General features: G+C 62.1%; 16 protein-coding genes. 10 read left to right on the plus strand and 6 right to left on the minus strand.

Features of this window, described 5'->3' with window-relative positions; translation table 11 throughout:
- Positions 1-52 precede the first annotated feature (52 nt).
- The 5 genes from PYR71_RS17800 (at position 53) to PYR71_RS17820 (ending at position 4,413) form a co-directional block, all read left to right on the plus strand.
- Positions 53-805 carry an N-acyl amino acid synthase FeeM domain-containing protein gene (locus PYR71_RS17800; protein ID WP_275620276.1) on the plus strand — a complete coding sequence of 251 codons (753 nt, stop codon included), beginning with the start codon at positions 53-55 and terminating at the stop codon, positions 803-805.
- A gap of 228 nt (positions 806-1,033) precedes the next feature.
- Positions 1,034-1,258 (plus strand): aa3-type cytochrome c oxidase subunit IV, encoded by a 225-nt coding sequence (locus PYR71_RS17805; RefSeq protein WP_038691333.1) that lies wholly within the window; start codon positions 1,034-1,036, stop codon positions 1,256-1,258.
- Positions 1,259-1,464: 206 nt separating this feature from the next.
- The gene (locus PYR71_RS17810) at positions 1,465-2,613 is read left to right on the plus strand and encodes a Re/Si-specific NAD(P)(+) transhydrogenase subunit alpha (protein ID WP_275620277.1); all 1,149 of its coding nucleotides are present in this window, start codon (positions 1,465-1,467) and stop codon (positions 2,611-2,613) included.
- Positions 2,613-3,011, plus strand: coding sequence for a proton-translocating transhydrogenase family protein (locus tag PYR71_RS17815; protein ID WP_183917873.1), 399 nt, complete (start codon positions 2,613-2,615; stop codon positions 3,009-3,011). The genes PYR71_RS17810 and PYR71_RS17815 overlap by 1 nt, the downstream gene beginning before the upstream one ends.
- A 7-nt stretch (positions 3,012-3,018) precedes the next feature.
- Positions 3,019-4,413, plus strand: coding sequence for an NAD(P)(+) transhydrogenase (Re/Si-specific) subunit beta (locus PYR71_RS17820; RefSeq protein WP_275620278.1), 1,395 nt, complete (start codon positions 3,019-3,021; stop codon positions 4,411-4,413).
- 103 nt (positions 4,414-4,516) lie between these two features.
- On the opposite strand, the gene PYR71_RS17825 is transcribed toward PYR71_RS17820, so the two are convergent.
- The 5 genes from PYR71_RS17825 to PYR71_RS17845 all read right to left on the minus strand — a co-directional run bounded on the left by PYR71_RS17825 (position 4,517) and on the right by PYR71_RS17845 (position 10,262).
- Positions 4,517-4,999: a DUF992 domain-containing protein gene (locus PYR71_RS17825; RefSeq protein ID WP_275620279.1), complete on the minus strand. Its 483-nt coding sequence runs from the start codon at positions 4,997-4,999 to the stop codon at positions 4,517-4,519.
- 150 nt (positions 5,000-5,149) lie between these two features.
- Entirely contained in the window at positions 5,150-6,805 is a 1,656-nt protein-coding gene (locus tag PYR71_RS17830; RefSeq protein WP_275620280.1) for a sensor histidine kinase, read from the minus strand.
- A gap of 476 nt (positions 6,806-7,281) precedes the next feature.
- Complete coding sequence (locus tag PYR71_RS17835) at positions 7,282-8,148, minus strand: tetratricopeptide repeat protein (protein WP_183917883.1); 867 nt, start codon at positions 8,146-8,148, stop codon at positions 7,282-7,284.
- 134 nt (positions 8,149-8,282) lie between these two features.
- Positions 8,283-8,495, minus strand: coding sequence for a 30S ribosomal protein S21 (gene rpsU / locus PYR71_RS17840; RefSeq protein ID WP_003585885.1), 213 nt, complete (start codon positions 8,493-8,495; stop codon positions 8,283-8,285).
- Positions 8,496-8,651: 156 nt separating this feature from the next.
- The gene (locus PYR71_RS17845) at positions 8,652-10,262 is read right to left on the minus strand and encodes an adenylate/guanylate cyclase domain-containing protein (protein WP_275620281.1); all 1,611 of its coding nucleotides are present in this window, start codon (positions 10,260-10,262) and stop codon (positions 8,652-8,654) included.
- 301 nt (positions 10,263-10,563) lie between these two features.
- Here PYR71_RS17845 and PYR71_RS17850 point away from each other — a divergent pair, with 301 nt between their 5' ends.
- Positions 10,564-12,744: a CHASE2 domain-containing protein gene (locus PYR71_RS17850; protein WP_275620423.1), complete on the plus strand. Its 2,181-nt coding sequence runs from the start codon at positions 10,564-10,566 to the stop codon at positions 12,742-12,744.
- Positions 12,745-12,908: 164 nt separating this feature from the next.
- Here the strand turns inward: PYR71_RS17850 and PYR71_RS17855 are convergent, their stop codons facing one another.
- A complete protein-coding gene (locus PYR71_RS17855) occupies positions 12,909-13,922 on the minus strand; it encodes a FecR family protein (protein WP_275620282.1) in 1,014 nt (337 codons plus the stop codon).
- Between the two features lie 297 nt (positions 13,923-14,219).
- Here PYR71_RS17855 and PYR71_RS17860 point away from each other — a divergent pair, with 297 nt between their 5' ends.
- The 4 genes from PYR71_RS17860 (at position 14,220) to PYR71_RS17875 (ending at position 19,455) form a co-directional block, all read left to right on the plus strand.
- Positions 14,220-15,473 carry a sarcosine oxidase subunit beta family protein gene (locus PYR71_RS17860; RefSeq protein ID WP_275620283.1) on the plus strand — a complete coding sequence of 418 codons (1,254 nt, stop codon included), beginning with the start codon at positions 14,220-14,222 and terminating at the stop codon, positions 15,471-15,473.
- Between the two features lie 109 nt (positions 15,474-15,582).
- Positions 15,583-15,924 carry a sarcosine oxidase subunit delta gene (locus tag PYR71_RS17865; RefSeq protein ID WP_183917891.1) on the plus strand — a complete coding sequence of 114 codons (342 nt, stop codon included), beginning with the start codon at positions 15,583-15,585 and terminating at the stop codon, positions 15,922-15,924.
- The gene (locus PYR71_RS17870) at positions 15,921-18,914 is read left to right on the plus strand and encodes a sarcosine oxidase subunit alpha (protein WP_275620284.1); all 2,994 of its coding nucleotides are present in this window, start codon (positions 15,921-15,923) and stop codon (positions 18,912-18,914) included. Before PYR71_RS17865 ends, PYR71_RS17870 begins: the two co-directional genes overlap by 4 nt.
- Entirely contained in the window at positions 18,907-19,455 is a 549-nt protein-coding gene (locus PYR71_RS17875) for a sarcosine oxidase subunit gamma (protein WP_275620285.1), read from the plus strand. Before PYR71_RS17870 ends, PYR71_RS17875 begins: the two co-directional genes overlap by 8 nt.
- Positions 19,456-19,578 lie beyond the last annotated feature (123 nt).

Consider the following 19,578-nt stretch of genomic DNA (forward strand, 5'->3'; position numbering starts at 1 on the left):
CTAAATCACACTGGCATATGATTAATGATCCGTTAACGAGCGGATCGAGGAAATGTCGGAAATACTATTCAGTCGTAGCGATTTCAGTACAAAAATTCTGGAAATCTTGGATCATGTCGAGTACCGCCGCGTCGAAAGCAGCGAAGACATGGAGGAGGTGGAGCGGCTGCGCTACAAGGCTTACAAGGCCCATGGCGCGCTGTCGCTTGCCCCGGAAGGCCTATTGGACGAGGTCGATTTCGACAGCCATGCCTATATCTTCGGACTGTATTATTATGGTGAACTGGTCAGTACGATCCGAATTCATTATGTGACACCCGAGCATCGTATCAGCCGGTCCGGAGAGGCCTTTCCCGAGGCGATGGACGAACTTCTGGACGCTGGGCTGACCTTGATCGACCCGGCGCGTTTCGCGGCCGATCCGGAGCTCACCGCCAACATGCCATGGGTTCCCTATCTGACGCTGAGACCCGCCATCGTTGCGGCAGCATATTTCCGCGCGGACCGCGTTATTCAGTCCGTCCGGCCCCCGCATGCCGCCTTTTACAAGCGGGTTTTCTATGCCGATACCATTGTGCCCGGTCGGCTGGCGGAGAGTTACGGGGTTGACGTGACGCTGATGGCGACCAACGTGATTGAAGTCGGGCGCAAGCTTCTGACGCGTTACCCCTTCTTCATCTCCAGTGCCAGCGAGCAGCGCATGATGTTTTCGCGCAATCCGAATGACACCCTGCCGCCGCTTACCATTATCCCGACGGCGCGTTTCGTCCCGCAAGGCGAACTCGGCACAGACCTGCCGCTCTGATTTCGTCTACTCTCGCGAAGAAAGCATCCGAGTGAGAAAAGGGGGCGACGACACCACCGCAGTCGTCGCGCTCATGCTTCTTTCCGCTCGGGAGCGACATGCGTTGGCTGCGGCATTCTCATGCATTGCGCTTTCGCCTCTCATTGTGTAATTCCTGCAGGCAGGGATTTCCCTCGGCATAAGCGAGGGAATCAGGCAGCGCAGAGGCATTTGAGGGAGACGATATTTATGGCCGAACATCATACCGGACCGGTCGAGACCGGCGCGCCGATGGATTACCGGGAACATGAAAAGACCTACGACATGTTCATCGCGGCCACGAAATACGGCTCGATGCTTCTCATCGTCCTGCTGCTTGCCATGACAGCCGGGTTCTTCGGCGGCGCCGGCCTTCTCGGTGGCCTCTTCGTTTTCATCATTCTTCTCGCTGCCGGCATCTTCCTGGTCCGCTGATCGCGGTAAGGGGAGGAGGGGCTTTTTCCGCAGCTTTGTGACTGAAGCGCGTCGCGATCTTTCAGATTCGCTCCTCGCGCTTCAGGTCTGAATTTTCTGGCACGTCGTTATCGCAAAACCGCCGTACAGTTTTGCGCGACATGCTTAGGTGCTTGGCCTGCGCAGGGAAGCCTGCGGCGGTCTGGCTGACCCGGAGGAGGGGGCAGTTGGGCAATATCGTTTTCGTTGCAAAGGAAATTGCCGGCGGGGAGACGCGTGTCGCGGCCTCGGCCGAGACAGTAAAGAAAATGAAGAGTTTCGGCTTTGACGTCGTCGTCGAAGCCGGCGCGGGGGCGGGGTCACGTATCCCTGATCGAGAGTTCGAGGCAGTAGGCGCCAGGATCGGCAGTTCGGCGGATGCCGCTTCGGCCGACGTTGTGCTCAAAGTGCGCCGTCCGAGCGAACAGGAAATCTCATCCTATAAAAGCGGCGCCGTGGTGATCGCCATCATGGACCCCTATGGCAATGAGGAGGCGATCGCGGCCCTCGCCGGCGCTGGGCTTTCGGCTTTCGCGATGGAGCTGATGCCGCGCATTACCCGCGCCCAATCGATGGACGTGCTCTCGTCCCAGGCTAATCTCGCCGGTTACCAGGCCGTCATCGAAGCGGCGGCGGTTTATGACCGCGCCATGCCGATGATGATGACGGCAGCCGGCACCGTCCCGGCCGCCAAGGTCTTCGTCATGGGCGCCGGCGTCGCCGGTCTTCAGGCGATCGCCACGGCGCGGCGCCTGGGTGCTGCGGTCTCGGCCACCGACGTGCGCCCGGCCGCCAAGGAACAGGTTGCCTCGCTCGGCGCCAAGTTCATCGCCGTCGAGGACGAGGAGTTCAAGGCGGCGGAAACGGCCGGCGGCTATGCCAAGGAAATGTCGGCCGACTATCAGGGCAAGCAGGCCGCACTCGTGGCCGAACATATTGCCAAGCAGGATATCGTCATCACCACGGCATTGATCCCCGGCCGCGCTGCGCCGCGTCTGGTTTCACGCGCCATGCTCGCCTCGATGAAGCCGGGTGCTGTCGCCGTCGACCTTGCGGTCGAGCGCGGCGGCAATATCGAGGACGTCGTTGCCGGCGAAATCGCCGATGTCGAAGGCGTCAAGGTGATCGGTTTTGCCAATATGCCGGGCCGGGTTGCAGCAAGCGCCTCGGCGCTCTACGCCAAGAATCTCGTCACCTTCCTCGAGACCATGGTCAACAAGGAAACGGGCAGCGTCGTTGTCAACCTCGACGACGAGCTCGTCAAGGCGACGATGCTGACCTATGCCGGCGACGTCGTTCATCCCGCCTTCGGCGGCGCGAAGAAGGGAGACATCTGATGGCCAGTGAAGCAATGGACAGGGCGCTGGAACAGCTCGACCAGGCGGTGACCGCCGTCGTCACGGCGGCGGCCCAGGCGCCGGAAGCGGCGAGTGCCGCTACTGGCGGGGCGATCGATCCCTTCGTCTTTCAATTCGCGATCTTCGTCTTGTCGATCTTCGTCGGTTATTACGTCGTGTGGTCGGTGACGCCGGCGTTACATACGCCGCTGATGGCCGTCACCAATGCGATCTCCTCTGTCATTGTCGTCGGCGCGCTTCTGGCGGTCGGCATCTCGACGAGCGGGCTTGCGACCGGCTTCGGCTTCGTCGCCCTCGTGCTGGTTTCGGTCAACATCTTCGGCGGCTTCCTCGTCACGCAGCGGATGCTGTCGATGTACCGCAAGAAGGACCGGTGAGCGACCGATGACCAATATCGCAGCCTTTCTCTACCTCGTCTCCGGTGTTCTGTTCATCCTGGCGCTGCGGGGTCTCTCGCATCCGGCCACCAGCCGCAAGGGCAATCTCTACGGCATGGTCGGCATGGGGATCGCTATCCTGACGACGCTGGTGCTGGCGACGCCTGACTTCGGCGGCTTTGTGCTGATCATCCTTGGGCTTGCCATCGGCGGCAGCGTCGGCGCCTATGTCGCCCGCACCATCGCCATGACCTCGATGCCGCAGCTCGTCGCCGGCTTTCATTCGTTGGTCGGACTTGCGGCCGTCCTGGTCGCGGCTTCGGCGCTCTATACGCCGGCCTCGTTCGGCATCGGCGAGATCGGTCATATCCACACCGAGGCGCGTGTAGAGATGGCGCTCGGCGTGGCGATCGGGGCACTTACCTTCACCGGCTCGATCATCGCTTTCCTGAAGCTCGACGGGCGCATGTCCGGCAAGCCGATCCTGCTGCCCTACCGGCATGTGATCAATGCGGCCCTGCTAGCGCTAATCATTCTGTTCATCATCGGGCTTGCCGTCACCGAAAGTCATTTCGATTTCTGGGCCATTGTGGCGCTGTCGCTGGCGCTCGGCGTTCTCTTGATCGTGCCGATTGGCGGCGCCGATATGCCCGTCGTCGTCTCGATGCTGAATTCCTATTCGGGCTGGGCTGCGGCCGGCATCGGCTTCACGCTCGGCAATCTGGCGCTGATCATCACCGGCGCGCTCGTCGGTTCCTCCGGCGCAATCCTCTCCTACATCATGTGCAAGGGCATGAACCGTTCCTTCGTCTCCGTCATTCTCGGCGGTTTCGGCGGCGAGACGGCGTCCGGCGGACCCGACACCTCGGACCGGACGGTCAAGCTCGGCTCGGCCGAGGACGCGGCCTATCTGATGGCGAATGCGTCGAAGGTCATCATCGTGCCGGGATACGGCATGGCGGTTGCCCAGGCCCAGCATGCCTTGCGTGAACTCGCCGACAACCTCAAGAAGAACGGCGTCGAGGTGAAATATGCCATTCATCCCGTCGCCGGCCGCATGCCTGGCCACATGAATGTGCTGCTCGCCGAAGCGAATGTTCCCTATGACGAGGTCTTCGAGCTGGAGGACATCAATTCGGAATTCGCCCAGGCCGACGTCGCCTATGTCATCGGCGCCAACGACGTCACCAATCCTGCCGCGCGCGACGACAAGACCTCGCCGATCTACGGCATGCCGATCCTCGACGTCGATCGGGCAAAAACCTGCCTGTTCGTCAAGCGCTCACTCGGCTCCGGTTATGCCGGCATCGACAATACGCTGTTCTACAAGGACGGCACGATGATGCTGCTCGGCGATGCGAAGAAAATGACCGAGGATATCAACAAGGCGATTTTGCATTGATCGAGCCAGATGCAGCCGCCGATTGGGCGGCTGTTTGATTCATGGCGGCCGGTCCGTGCAATGCAAGCTCGGTCTCACCTTGCCGCAAACAACGCTCCTCCGGTCATACATCGCCCGGTACGAGCGTCATCTTTTCAACCCCGATCGCCAGGTTCAGTCCTTCCTGGGCTTGCACGTTCAACGGCTGCAGCATGAAAGCCTTGTTCGTGCCGCCGGCGATCACCTTGGCGCCGGCGCCTGCCCCGATGCTCGCATCCGCCCCGATGCCATAATATTCACCGGCCAAGGCGTATTGCGGCATATCCGTGCCGGTTTTCGCCATAACCTGCCAAATCATCACGCTCTTGCCGGTCTGACCGATGTCGAGGCCGAACTTCTCGATTTTGCCGGCGTAGACCGCCTTGGCGCCGCCGGATGCCGGCGTGTAGGTGCAGATCAGGTTCTTCTGCGACGTGATGATCAGGCCCTGGCCGCCATCCGATCCGCAGACCAGGCGGCCAAGCGTGACATAGTTTTCCGCGCCCGCCGGGCTTGCCCAGGCTGCGGCCGTGAGAGCCGCGGCTGCGATGATGGTTTGCTTGAACATGGTCTTTCTCCTTGGGAACGACCTGTTCGAAACGGGTGCAGGTGGCGATTGTTCCGGGAGGCTGAAGCACGCCGCATGAAACGTGATTTATGGGATGCGGTCCGGCGCTTTGGCTTTCAGGAACCCCTGCGCGCCTCCGGGTGACATGGGTCAGTCCCGTTCCAGCGTGGCGCGCTGCGCGGTCAACACCCACAACAGGCCTTCAGGCAAGAAATCGACCTCAACTGTGCCGCGGAAGGCGGAGGCCGCATGAGCTTTGATAACGGTCGTACCGAAGCCCGTGCGTGATGGCTCTATCACCGGCGGGCCGCCACGCTCCTGCCAGGTGAAGCGGAGCAGGGCATCCGGCTTGTTTTCTTCCCTGACATCGCGCCATTCGAAGCGGACACGGCCTTGCGGAACGGAAAGCGCGCCGTATTTCACCGAATTGGTGGCCAACTCATGCAGCGCCAGACCGAGATTCTGCACCGCATCCGGCTTCAGGACGAAATCCTCACCTGTGATTTCGATCTGTTCACGCGATTGCGGGAAGGCCTGCAGATGGATATCGACGACCCGCCGCAGCGACACGCCTCCCCATTGCTCGCTGGTCAGGAGCTCGATCGAGCGCACCAGCCCCTCGAGGCGGTCGGCGACAGCGGCCTGGAAGGTCTCGACACTGTCGGCCTGCTTGGCGAGCTGGCGCATCATTGCCTGGGCAAGCGTCAGTAGATTTTTCGTGCGGTGGACGAGCTCGTGCATGACGAAACGCAGCCGGTCCTCGGTCTGGCTGCGGTCGAAGGAGGCATTCGACAGGGCGATCGCCACCTGGTTCGCCTCGATGACGCTGGTCTCGACCGGCGAGACAATGTGGCCGTCGCCCATACGCTTTGCCATTTCGGCGATATCGCGGATGGTGGTGCGCACCTGCCTCGCGACGGCATAGGCGGCGAGCACCGCGACGAGCACAAGCGCCACGCCGCCGATGATGAGGAAGCGCCAGGTGCTGAGGATCGAAGCCTGTGCTACCGGCCCCCAGATCACCGTCTTCCATGACCAGCCGGGAATTTGAGCATAACCGAGAAGCATGTGAGGCAGGATCGTTTTGTCTTCGAACACACCGCGGGAGAAACCAAGCGCCGGCAGGATGCGCGGATCGAAGGGCGTGCCAGGTTCCAGGGCTGCGGGGCCTGCGGCAACGACCACGTGACCGCTTTGATCGATGACGGCGGCCGACCAGCCGGGAGCCAGGCCCTGAGTCGTCACCACCCTGCCGAGATCCTTGGCATCCTGCGTGATGATGAGGGCGGCGACCGGATCATCCGCCGCCCGCGGGAGCGTGACGTTATAGACCCAATCGCCGCTGGTTCTGCCGCGAAAAACATCGGATGCCTCGATGCGACCGGATTTGATGGCGGCATCGAGGGCAGCGATATTTGCCATCTCTCCGAGCGGCGTGCCGAAAGGCCGGCGTGTGTTCAGCAGTTGCCGGCCGGTGCGGTCGACCGCAAGCACGTAGAGCGAATTGTTGCGGAGAGCCGTTTCCGTGCGCTCGTGGAAGGAGGCGAGATCGCCGTTTTCAAGTTCCGGCGAGCTCGACAGCAGCCGCAGCGTCGTTGCCATGTCCTGAAGCTGGCGGTCGATGATGCGCGAAAGGGCAAGCGCGTCCTGCACCGTCTCGCGCTTCAGCGCCGAACGCTGGTTGTCCTCCAGCTGCAGCAGAAGCAGCGCCACGAAGGCGAAAATCGGCAGCGCGATCGCCACCGCCATGGCAACGAGATAGGTGCCGATCGAAGCCTTTGGAAAGAACAGCGCAACGATCTTCATTGAATGCGCCACGCCGCCTGCGCCATCGCACAATCCATCGAGTCCCATCGAGCGAAGGATAAAATCGCCGAGCACAAAACATGGCCGCATCCCTTGCGTCGCTCGGACGTTGCGCGGGGCTGGGGCGGGCGCTGCCCGCAACAGTTTTCGCTCGCGGTCAGGAACGCAAAGATCCGTATCTCTCGCAAAACGCCCTCAACACGTTTTCCAACGCCCGATAGGGGGCTATCGAAGCAGCGACATGTTAGGGGGAGCAAGAGCGGGTTGCAACATCGTATGACATGCTATCGAAGACGACGGATGTTTCTTCCGCCTTTCTTTTCAAGACGATGCAGCCGCCTTCATGACAGCGTCGACGTCAGGGGCGGTCGCTGCACGCGCATCGGGCCGGTCACAGGTGAGGCGGCTCCGCCGGAGATTCTCGCAACGGGAAGGTTTGGAGCATCCGATGGTCCGGCCGCCCCAATGCACATCTCTTAGCCGGCTGGAGCGCCGACGCGAGCGAGACCGTCGCGGGCCGGCTGGTATTTCGGGTCAAGTCCGATTGCATGACGATAGGAGCGGGCGGCCTTGGCCTTGTCGCCGCGGCGTTCGTAGACGAGTGCCTGGTTGGCCCAGGATTCGGCGATGTTGCCGTTGAGCTCGATCGCATGGTTGAAATCGGCAAAGGCGTTGTCGTCGTCGTTCAGCGCAATATAGGAAATGCCGCGGCCGTTATAGGGCTCGGGCGAGTTCGGTGCGAGCGAGATTGCTTTCGAGAAGTCGTCGATCGCCTTATCCTGCTGATTGCGCTTCTGATAAATCAGGCCACGATTGTGGTAGGCGCGGCCGTCGGTGGTGCCGAGCTGGATCGCCCGGTCGAAATCGTTGAACGCCTGGTTGTCCTGACCGGCCATGCGATAGACATTGCCGCGGCCGATATAGGCGACGTCATAGCTCGGGTTGATCTGCAGCGCGGCGTTATAGTCGGCGATCGCCTGGGCCTGCTGACCCATGTTGCGATAGACGAGGGCGCGGTTGGCATAGGCCTGGAAGAAGCGCGGATTGATCTGCAGCGCCGTGTTGAAATCGTTCAGCGCCGGACGGAATTGGCCGCTGCGGCCATAGGCGGAGCCGCGGACGTTGTAGCCCTCGGGATCCCTCGGGTTGGCGTTGATGACCGCCGTCAGCGACGCGATGTTCTCTTCCGACCCCTGAGCCTTGTCGATGCGGATCACGGCGTCGGTCGTATTGGTCGTTTCGCAGCCGGCAAGGCCGAACATGGCGGCCAGCGCCACAGCGGGCAGCAATGCGGTTTTCTGCAGGCGCCAGGCGCGGGACGGATTGAAGGTGGTAACAGCCATTCGGGCTCGCTTTCCCCATGCGGCATATCCGATCCTGGGATATGCGATCTTCAGCGGCAAACTAAAAAGGCGGCGGCGAACCAATCGCCCCCGCCACAATGCATCTGAAAACGTCGAAAAAACGACGGCAACGCTTAGCGTGCGACCAGGCCTTCGCGCTGGGCGCGCTTGCGGGCCAGCTTGCGAACGCGGCGAACAGCTTCGGCCTTTTCGCGGGCACGCTTCTGCGACGGCTTCTCGTAGTAGTCGCGCATCTTCATTTCGCGGAAAATGCCTTCGCGCTGCATCTTCTTCTTGAGAGCGCGGAGAGCCTGATCGACATTGTTATCGCGGACAAGTACCTGCACGAGAATCACGTTCCTTTGGTTTGGTTGATGCCTGAGGCGGCGCAGCGCCAGGGGCAAAAAAATAACGTTCGCGCGGCCGCAGCCTTGCGATTGGTGATGCGGGATAGCAGATCGGGTCGGGGAAGTCCAGACGGATATGGGAGGCAGGCGGAAAAATCACACCGGCCCGGTATCCTGTCTCGATCGCGCCGACTCCGGCAGGGCTTCATCCAGAGCTGCAATCGCCTCCTTGAGCGCCGTCCTGACCCGAAGTCGGTCGGCAGGCTCCACCCGGCTCATATCCAGATGCAGGTCGAGGCCGGCGAGATGTTCACTCAGAACGCGGCTCTTATGATCCGCGCCGAGCGTCAGCCCGTCCACAGCATAGGGCACGATCTCGCGCTGTATGCCCTTCATCGTGATCGGCGGCAGCGGATGGGCATCGACGATCTCGTTGACCAGCGCATAGGTTTCGTAGCTGATGACGATCTCCCCGCCCTGGGCGATCGATTGAAGGCGGGCCGCGAGATTGGCCTCCGCGCCGATGATCGTATAGTCCATGCGGTCGCTGCTGCCGAAATTGCCGACATTGCAATAGCCGCTGTTGATTCCCATGCGCACGACGAAAGGCTCTTCGGTGCCGTTTCTGCGCCATCTGTCCTTCAGTTCGCCGAGGCGGCGCTGCATGTCGACGGCCATGCGCAGGCAGGCTTTCGCATCCTCCTCCGGCCCCTTCGTTTCCGGGTCGCCGAAGAAGACAAGCATGGCGTCGCCGATGAACTTGTCCACCGTGCCGCCATGCGCCAGGGCAATGTTCGACATCTCGGTCAGATATTCGTTGAGCATCTCCGTCAGCGCTTCCGGCTGTAGCCGCTCGGTGGTCGCGGTGAAATCCTTGATGTCGGAGAAGAAGATCGTCAGGCGCTTGCGCTCGGTATGGACCACCACGTCCTTCTGCCCGCTGAAAATGCTCTTGTAGATCTGCGGCGAGAGGTAGCGTGAAATCTTCAGCGAGACGCTGGCGAGGAATTCGTTGGCCGCTTCCAGGTCCTGGTTGGCGTTATGGATCGCGCGCGCCTGCTGCCGTTGCAGCAGAATGAAGCTGAGGCCGATGATGGCGACAAAAAGAAAGTAGCAAAGCAGGTATTTGAAGGCGAAGACGTTGCTCGCATAGGGCTGCCGGATGATCACTTCCTGAATGCCGCGCACATCGCCAACCTTCCAATCGGTCTTTGGGCTTTCCGGATGGCTGTTGTGGCAGGCAACGCAGGCCTGACCCATGACAACGGGGGTGATGAACCGCAGGGTATCGGTCAGTCCGACACGCGTGAGATCGTTCAGCGTCTGTTGCGGATTGGTGCGCAGCGCCGCGAGCGCTTGTCTTTCGAAGTCGTCGAGCCCGTGGGATGCGCGGCTCTTGAACGGCAGGTCGGAGACGAAACGATAGGTGATATTGGCCTGCTGTTCCTTGATGACGCCGCCGAGCTCCAGCGAAAGTGTTGCCGGCAGCGGGATAGCGCCTGGAATATTGCGGTAGTTGTGGGAGACGACCGTGCCGGCGGTCGCACCGCTGGCATGCGCGGCCAAAACACGTCCGACGACGTTCGCCGAATAATAGGAGCGAATGCTCGATATCAGCGAACTCATGTCACGCGCCTGTCGCCGCAAGGTATTTCCCGAGAGATCGCTGATGTCGAGCCAGACGGCAAGCGGCAGCCCGGCCAGCATGGCCAGCACGACGACGATCAGCCAGTAGCCGCTGCGGCGCGCGGCGGATTCGGAAATCACGGCGACCCTTACCCTTCTCTTGAAAAAGCGTGCGATTTTCGATCGCTACATGAACATTTCGCCGGGCGCCCGGCAAGGTCGAAGCCTTGTCATCCTGGTAAAAGCCTGGCCAAAAATCGCAGCCGGGGGGCTCATTGAAGGCCGCTCCTTATCGGCTGAGTGGAAAGACGAAGGGCCAGGGGTCGAAAACGGAGCGTCCGGGATGCGTGCGTGAATGGCATTCGGGCCGAAAGCGGCGTAGCCTGTCTGCCGGCAGACGCAGGCCGCTCCGTCGGCGGCGGGAGGGACAGTCGGTGAGATGATGGCACGCGCGCAGCAAATCGGTGTGGTTATCGGCCTGGCGATCGTGGCGGCGCTGACAATGCTGCGGGCCGACGATCCCGGGATTTTCAAGCTGATCCGCGGGGTGACCTTCGACGAATATCAGCGGCTGCTTCCGAGAAGCTTCGAACCGATGCCGGTCCGCGTGGTTGACATCGACGAAGCCTCGCTGCGCGAATTCGGTCAGTGGCCGTGGCCGCGGGACAGGCTGGCGCTGTTGGTGGACAGGCTCTCGCAAATGGGGGCGGCGGCCATCGCCTTCGATGTTCTTTTCGCCGAACCGGACCGGCTGTCGCCGCGCACCGTCGTTCGCGAAGTCGCCGGCGTCGATCCTCTGCTGGCGGAGAAATTGCCCGATAACGACGAGATATTCGCCGGCTCGATTGCCGGTAAACCCGTCGTGCTCGGCTTCGGCCTGTCCAACGAGGGCAGTTACCGACCGCCCGTCAAGGCGGGCTTCGCCTTCACGGGCGAAAGCCCGATCTCGGCCCCGCCCGTTCTCCGCGCTTCGACGCCGCTCAGGCCGCAACTGGAGGCCAATGCGGCAGGGCTTGGCCATATTAGCCTCAATCCGGGCAATCCCTCGCCTGTGGTTCGCGCGGTTCCGCTGTTCCTGACCGATGGCGAGCAGCTCTATCCGAATCTGGCTATTGAGGCGCTGCGGGTGGCGCAGGGGGTGTCGACTTATGTGCTGTCGGGCGCGCCCGACCGCGCCGGCATTATGACATCGGCAAAGATCGGCGACTTCGTCGTGCCGCTGACGGCCGTCGGCGAACTCTGGCTCTATGTCACGCCGGACCGGGCTGAGCGCTATATCTCTGCACGCCAGGTGCTCTCCGGTACTGGCGCCAGCCCCGACGTTGCGGCCGCCATCAACGGCAGCGTCATTTTCGTCGGGACTTCGGCCGCCGGCCTGCAGGACATTCGCGTCACCGCGCTCGGCGAGAATGTCCCTGGCGTCTCGCTGCATGCGCAGGCCGTCGAGCAGATTCTCTCCGGCCAGTTCCTGTCACGGCCCGACTGGGCGGACGGGCTGGAAATCCTGACGATCGCGGTGCTCGGATGCCTGCTCGTCGTGATCACGACCTTCGTCAGTCCCGCCGTCGCCCTGGTCTGCGGCCTACTCATTACTGCAATGGCCCTCGTGGCCTCCTGGCTCTCCTTTCTCCATGCGGGGCTCCTTCTCGATCCGCTGGCGCCGATCGTGAGCGGATCGATCACCCATTTTGCCGCAACCTCGTTCCGCATTCTGGTGATCGATCGGGAAAGGCGCGAGGTGCGGCGCGCCTTCGGACATTATCTGTCTCCGTCGCTGCTCCATCGCATCGAGCATAACCGCGACGCATTGCGCCTCGGCGGCGACGACCGCGAGCTGACGGTCATGTTCGTCGACGTCAGGAACTTCACCGAGATGAGTGAACGGCTGGCGCCGACGGATGTCGTCGCCTTCCTGAACACATTGCTCGACGCGCTGAGCCGTCATGTCGTGGCCAATGAAGGCACACTCGACAAGTTTATCGGCGATTCGATCATGGCGTTCTGGAATGCGCCGGTTGATGTTGCGGATCATGAAGCCAAGGCCGTTCGCACAGCCCTGGCCATGCGCGAGACACTCGTCGAACTGAACGCCAGCGACGCCTTCGGCTTCGGTCCCGATCAGGAGGTCGGCATCGGCATCGGCATCCATACCGGCATTGCCTGCGTCGGCAATATGGGCGCCAAGACCCGCTTCAACTATTCGGCTGTCGGAGATGCCGTCAACGTCGCCGCCCGCATCGAGTCATCATGCAAAGAGGTAGGCTTCGATATCCTCATCTCCGACAGCACTGCACGTTCAGTGAAAGGAATGGCGCTGATCGACGCCGGGGCCATTCCACTGAAGGGAAAGAGCAGCCGCACCAAGATCCTTGCCGTTCTCGGCGATGAGCAGGTAGCGGCATCCCGGGAATTCGCCGCGCTCAATGCCGTTCACCGGCAATTGATGCAAGCCCTGCATTCGCATTCAAAGAATACCCGCAAACTTATGGATACGGCAAAGCTCAGGGCGGATGAAGTGCTGGGCGGTTTGGTGGAATTCTATCGGCGGATCCCCAGCAGGACTGGCCATTTTCGGGAATTGTCTGCCGGGAACGAAAAGAGCGCTGCCGATGCCGAAAAGTAGAAGCGATTTTCGAAGAGCGGTGTCCTTCTTCGGGATATCGCCTTCACTGCCCGACACGCCGGCAGTCCTCGCCGGCCTTCGCACTGCTCGTCGACGCACTACCCCACCGTCTGGCGGACATACCAGTGCCGACGCCTTGACTTGCAAGGATCCCGAAAACAGCCTCACCGACCGCGATTGAAATTCCGACTTCTGTCGTGGTTTCGATCATTCTTATGATCGCGATCGCCATCATGGTGGCGCTGGGGCTCCCGATGATCCAAACCGTGATTTCCGGGCTTTCCGTCATCGTCATGGCTCCCATGGCCCTCATGCTTGTCGGGTCTATCCGGCTTGTCATGGTGGGGCTTATCATGGTGCGGCCTGTCGTGATAAGGCCTGTCGTGATGAGGCTTGTCGGGCTTGTTCGGTTGCTCCTTTCGCGGCTCGGCCTGTGGCGGATCCTGCCTCTGCGGAGCAGGTGCAACTGCTGGCGGCGGCCTTGTTCTGTCCCTTCTTTCCGGCACAACGGAGGCCATATTGCAGCCGCCGAGCATGCCGAGGCCGCCCGAAAGCCGCTGGTTGCCGGAAAGGAAGGGCAGGGCACGCTGGTTTCCAAGTCTGTCAAGGATGTTGCGATCGACCCGGCCGGCCGCCGTCATATCGCCATTCGGGTTGGCGACAACGCAATCGCAGCGTTGCTGCAGCTGGCGACAGCCGCCGGGGCCGCAAAAGCTGGCCGCGCCGTTCAGGAGTACGACGGCGGTGGTGCCGTCGGCGCCGACATAGAAATCGAATGCGGTGCCGCGCACGCCGATCGTGCCGGCTGGCGTCAGGATCTGATAGGCCGACGATTTGGAATTGCCGCTGACCCAGCGGAAAGTGCCCTTGGCGGCCTTGATGGTGAGCTTTCTGACCGATTGCGTATCGTCGAACACAAATTTGTCGATGACGACAGAGGACCCCCAGCCGACCGCAAGTTTGGTGCCGTCACGAAACAGAAACTGGCCAAGGCCGGATTGCGATGTTCGGATCCGCTCGTCGCGGTGAACGCTGGCATTGACCTCTATTGGTCCAGCCTGTCCGGTGACTTCGGTCTTGATGAGGACAGCCTGGCCGACCGGCTCGGCAGCGGGCGCCGCCTGGGCGCTGCAAAAGGCGATGAAAAGCGCGTGGAAGAATGAACGCCGACCCCACATGACACAAGAACCCCGGCAAGGGGGGAGAATTAACATTTTAGTAACTTCTTGTCTTCTCGCCCTCTTGGGTGAGGGCTAGCCGACGGCCCGATCCCATTGCGTTTAACGCCACTCCCGTGAATGGCATTCGCTTCAGACTCGGGCAGGTGTGTCCTGAAAAACAGGGCGCTTTTCGACATCATGTCGCTCAGTGTCAAAACCAAAGCTCTCGCGCGTCGCAAAAGAGCCGTTGTGCCGCATTTGGATTTGCGATTTGTATGACACGGAGAATGGCCTGCCCGAAGGAGAAGAAGGCGGATGCGGAAATATTCGGTTTTTGCCGTGGCGCGAGAGGCCCTTCGTGGCCACAGAGGCTGGGAGAAGCAGTGGACGTCGCCGGAACCGCGCGCCGAATACGACGTCGTCATCATTGGCGCCGGCGGACACGGCCTGGGCGCCGCCTATTATCTCGCCAAGGAGCATGGCATCACCAATGTGGCGGTGATCGAGAAGGGCTGGCTCGGCGGCGGCAATACCGGGCGTAACACCACCATCATCCGCTCAAACTATCTCTATGAAGAGAGCATGCACATTTACGAGCATTCGATGAAGCTCTGGGAGGGGCTTTCACAGGAGCTCAACTACAATGTGATGTATTCGCCGCGCGGCGTGATGATGCTCTCGCACAATATTCACGACCAGCAGTCGTTCAAGCGGCATATCCACGCCAACCGGCTCTACGGCATTGACAATGAATGGCTGACGCCGGAACAGGCGAAGGCCTATTGCCCGCCGCTCGATATCTCCGCCAGCGCGCGCTACCCGATCAACGGTGCGGCACTGCAGCGGCGCGGCGGCACGGCGCGGCATGACGCGGTTGCCTGGGGTTATGCCCGCGCAGCATCGGACCGCGGTGTCCACATCATCCAGAATTGTGAAGTGACAGGCATCCGCCGTGGGCCCGATGGAAGCGTGACCGGCGTCGAGACCACGCGCGGTTTCATCGGCGCCAGAAAGATCGGCGTGTCGGCGGCCGGCCACACGACGACAATCATGAAGATGGCCGATGTGCGGGTGCCGCTGCAATCGAGCCCGCTGCAGGCGCTGGTTTCCGAGCCGCTGAAGCCGATCTTCCCCTGCGTTGTCATGTCGAACACGGTGCACGCCTATATCTCCCAGTCCGACAAGGGAGAACTGGTGATCGGCGCCGGCACCGACCAGTACAATTCCTATTCCCAGACCGGCGGGCTGCAGATCATCACCCACACGCTCGATGCCATCTGCGAACTCTTCCCGATGTTCCGGCGCGTCAAGATGATGCGCCAATGGGGCGGCATCGTCGACAACACGCCGGATCGCTCGGCGATCCAGTCGAAGACGCCGGTTCCCGGGCTTTACGTCAATTGCGGCTGGGGCACCGGCGGCTTCAAGGCGACGCCGGGCTCGGCCAATCTGTTCGCCCATCTGATCGCCCGCGACGAACCGCACAAGTTCAGCGCCGGCCTGACGCTGGAACGTTTCCGCAGCGGCCGGCTGATCGACGAGGCTGCAGCGGCGGCGGTGGCGCACTGACGATGGGTGTTTTCGTGCCAACGCTCGCCGCTTCTGTCGCTCACCCCCTCATCCGTCTTTCAGGCACCTTCTCCCCGCTGGGGAGAAGTGGAGGAGAAGGAAATCCTACATGCTGCTGATCCATTGCCCTTACTGCCAGGAAGAGCGCTCCGAGCTCGAATTCCGCGGCGCGGGTGACGCGCATATTGCGCGGCCCGCAGATATTGCCTCGATCTCGGACGCGGAATTCGAAGCCTATTTCTTTCTGCGCGACAATCCGAAGGGGCTGATATTCGAACGCTGGCGGCACATCCATGGCTGCGGACGTTTCTTCAATGCAGTCCGCGACACGGTGAGCGACAAGTTCATCACGACCTACAAGGCAGGCGAGCCGAAGCCCGAGATCGGTCCTGCAGCCGAGAAGCACGCGCCTGTCGAGACATATGAAGCCCTGGAAGGAGAGGCGCAATGAGCGGCGTCAACCGTATCGCCGGCAAGGGGCGCCTGACGCCGGCCAAAACCGCGCGCCTCAGCTTCGACGGCAAGAGCTACACGGCGCTCGAAGGCGATAGCGTCGCCTCGGCGCTGATCGCCCACGGCGTGCACCTCGTCGGCCGTTCGTTCAAATATCACCGGCCGCGCGGCATTCTGTCAGCTGGCGCCGAGGAACCGAACGCCCTGATCGACGTCGCTCGCGATGCAGCACGCAAGCAGCCGAACGTGCGCGCCACCGTGCAGGAAGTCTTCGACGGCATGATCGTCAGCTCGCAGAACCGCTGGCCCTCGCTTGCCCGCGATATCGGGGCGATCAACAATCTGATGTCGCCGTTCTTCGCCGCCGGCTTCTACTACAAGACCTTCATGTGGCCACGCGCCGCCTGGAAGCATGTCTATGAACCGCTCATCCGTCGCGCCGCCGGCCTCGGTGTTGCGCCGACGGAAGGCGATCCGGACCATTATGCCAGCCGTTACGCTCATTGCGACGTGCTGGTGGTCGGCGCTGGCGTTGCCGGGCTTTCGGCGGCGCTGGCCGCGGCCCGGACCGGCGTCAGGGTGATCCTCTGCGACGAGCAGCCGGAAGCGGGCGGTGCGCTGCGCTATGATGCCGGCGCAAAGATCGACGGGCAGGACGGCTTCACGTGGGCGCAGAAGGCCGTAGCGCAGCTGAAGGCGATGGACAATGTGCAAGTGCTACTGCGCACCACTGCCTTCGGCTACTACAACCACAATTTTGTCGCCCTTGCCGAGCGCGTCACCGACCATCTCGCTAATCCCGCGCATGATCTGCCGCGCGAACGGCTCTGGCAGGTCCGGGCCAAGCGGGTGATCCTCGCCAACGGCGCGATCGAACGGCACATGGTATTTCCGAACAACGACCGGCCCGGCGTCATGCTGGCCTCGGCGGCGCGGACCTATCTCAACCATTACGGCGTCGCCGTCGGGAAGAATGTCGGCATCTACACGGCGCATGACTCGGCCTATGAGGCGGCTTTCGATCTGAAACGAGCAGGTGTGTCGATCGCCGCGATCGTCGATTGCCGGCAGGCGCCGGGCGCGGCGGTGCTGGCGGAGGCACGTGCGCTCGGTATCGACGTCCTGGCCGGCCAGTCGGTCATCAATACTGCGGGTCGGTTGCGCATCTCGTCAATGACGGTGGCGCGCAACGGCGGCGGTTCGCCGCGCAAGATCGCCGTCGATGCGCTGCTGGTTTCGGCCGGCTGGACACCGTCCGTGCATCTGTTCTCGCAGTCGCGCGGCAAAGTGGCCTTCGACGCTGAAAGCCAGCGTTTCCTGCCCGGCTCCTACGCGCAGGATTGCCTGTCGGTCGGCGCCTGCAACGGCACCGACGATCTGCAGCGGACGATCGAGGAATCGCTTGCCGCCGGCGAGCTGATGGCGCAGGCCACCGGCGGAAGCAGCGGCGAGAAGATCGCAATTTCGGCTGAGCAGGCCTTTGAATGGACAGGCGGCATGATCGGTGCTGCCGAAGGTGCCGGGCCGAAAACCAACGCCAAGGCGTTCATCGACTTCCAGCACGATGTCTGTGCCAAGGATATCCGCCTTGCCGTGCGCGAGGGCATGCATTCGATCGAGCACATCAAGCGCTTTACGACGAATGGCATGGCTTCGGACCAGGGCAAGCTGTCCAACATGCATGGGCTGGCGATCGCCGCCGAGATGCTCGGCAAGGAAATCCCGCAGGTCGGTCTCACCACCTTCCGCGCGCCCTACACGCCAGTCACCTACGGCACGCTGATCGGCCATTCGCGCGGAGAGTTGTTCGATCCGACGCGTAAGACGCCGCTGCACGAATGGGAAGAAGCCCATGGTGCCGTTTTCGAAGATGTCGGAAACTGGAAACGCGCCTGGTTCTACCCGCGTGCTGGCGAGACGATGCATCAGGCGGTCGCCCGCGAATGCCGCACAGCCCGAGAGTCGGCCGGCATCTTCGACGCTTCGACGCTTGGCAAGATTGAGGTGGTGGGGCCGGATGCCGCGAAGTTCCTCAACCTCATCTACACCAATGCCTGGGATACGCTGAAGCCCGGCAAGGCCCGCTACGGCATCATGACCCGCGAAGACGGCTTCGTTTATGACGACGGCGTCGTCGGGCGATTGGCCGAGGACCGTTTCCATGTGACGACGACGACCGGCGGTGCGCCACGCGTTCTTCACCACATGGAAGATTACCTGCAGACGGAATTCCCGGACCTGAAGGTATGGCTGACCTCGGTGACCGAGCAATGGGCGGTGATTGCCGTGCAGGGGCCGAAGGCGCGCGAGATCGTCGAACCACTGGTCGAAGGGGTCGACCTCTCGAATGAGGCCTTCCCGCATATGAGCGTTGCCGAATGCACGGTCTTCGGCGTGCCGGCCCGGCTCTTCCGCGTCTCGTTCACCGGTGAAGTCGGCTTCGAAATCAATGTGCCGGCCGATTATGGCCAGTCCGTGCTCGAAGCCGTCTGGGCCAATGCCGAGCCGCTCGGGGCCTGCGTCTACGGTACGGAGACGATGCACGTTCTTCGCGCCGAGAAGGGCTACATCATCGTCGGGCAGGATACTGACGGGACCGTGACCCCTGACGACGCGGGCGTTGCCTGGGCCGTTTCGAAGAAGAAGAAGGACTTCGTCGGTATTCGCGGCCTTCAGCGGCCGGACCTCGTCAAAGAGGGGCGCAAGCAGCTCGTAGGCCTTATCACCAAGGATCCGAAGCTGGTGCTCGAAGAAGGTGCACAGGTCGTGGCCAACCCGAACGAGCCGAAGCCGATGACGATGCTCGGTCATGTCACCTCGGCCTATTGGTCGGAAAACTGCGGCCGGTCGATCGCCTTCGCGCTCGTCGCCGGCGGCCGGGCGCGGATGGGCGAGACGCTCTACGTGCCGATGCCGGACCGGACGATCGCCGTCGAGGTGACGGATCTGGTATTCTTTGACAAGGAAGGAGGCCGCATCCATGGCTGATGTCGCAATTCGCAAGCCAGTGCTTGCCGGCCGTCTCGGCGGCTCCGCAACGGTACGGCTGACGGTGGCACCGGCAGCGGGCCGGGTGGCGCTGCGCGCGCCTGCGGAATCGATCGCCGCGCTTTCCAAAGCGCTCGGTCTCACTCTGCCGAACGCTCCGAAGACCTCCAGGCGGGCCGGCGCGCGCTCAGCGCTCTGGATCGGGCCGGACGAATGGCTGGTAGTCGACGAGGACGGCGCCGATCTGATGGCGGTGCTTTCCAGCCTCCGTGCCGTGCATTCGGCGACCGACGTTTCCCACCGCAATGTCGCGATCATCGTCTCGGGACCGGGCGCGGAGACGACGCTTGCCGCCGGCTGCCCGCAGGATCTGTCGCTTGCTTCCTTTCCGGTAGGGGCCGCGTCGCGCACGGTCTTCGGCAAGGCGGAAATCGTGCTTCTGCGCACGGAGGAAGAGACATTCCGGGTGGAGTGCTGGCGGTCGTTTTCGGACTTCGTTTTCGGGCTACTCAACGAAGCGGCTCATGATGCCGGGCATTGAGGCCGCACCGCATTATTCTCTTAAATCGGAATCGATTTACGGATAAAAAATGCAGTAGCTCAAAGTTTTACAGCGTCAGCCTCTGGAAAGCCGCGCGGCGCTGTAACAATCTGCCCGCATAGG

It is taken from the genome of Rhizobium mulingense, assembly GCF_029194105.1.
Classification (GTDB): Bacteria; Pseudomonadota; Alphaproteobacteria; order Rhizobiales; family Rhizobiaceae; genus Rhizobium; species Rhizobium mulingense.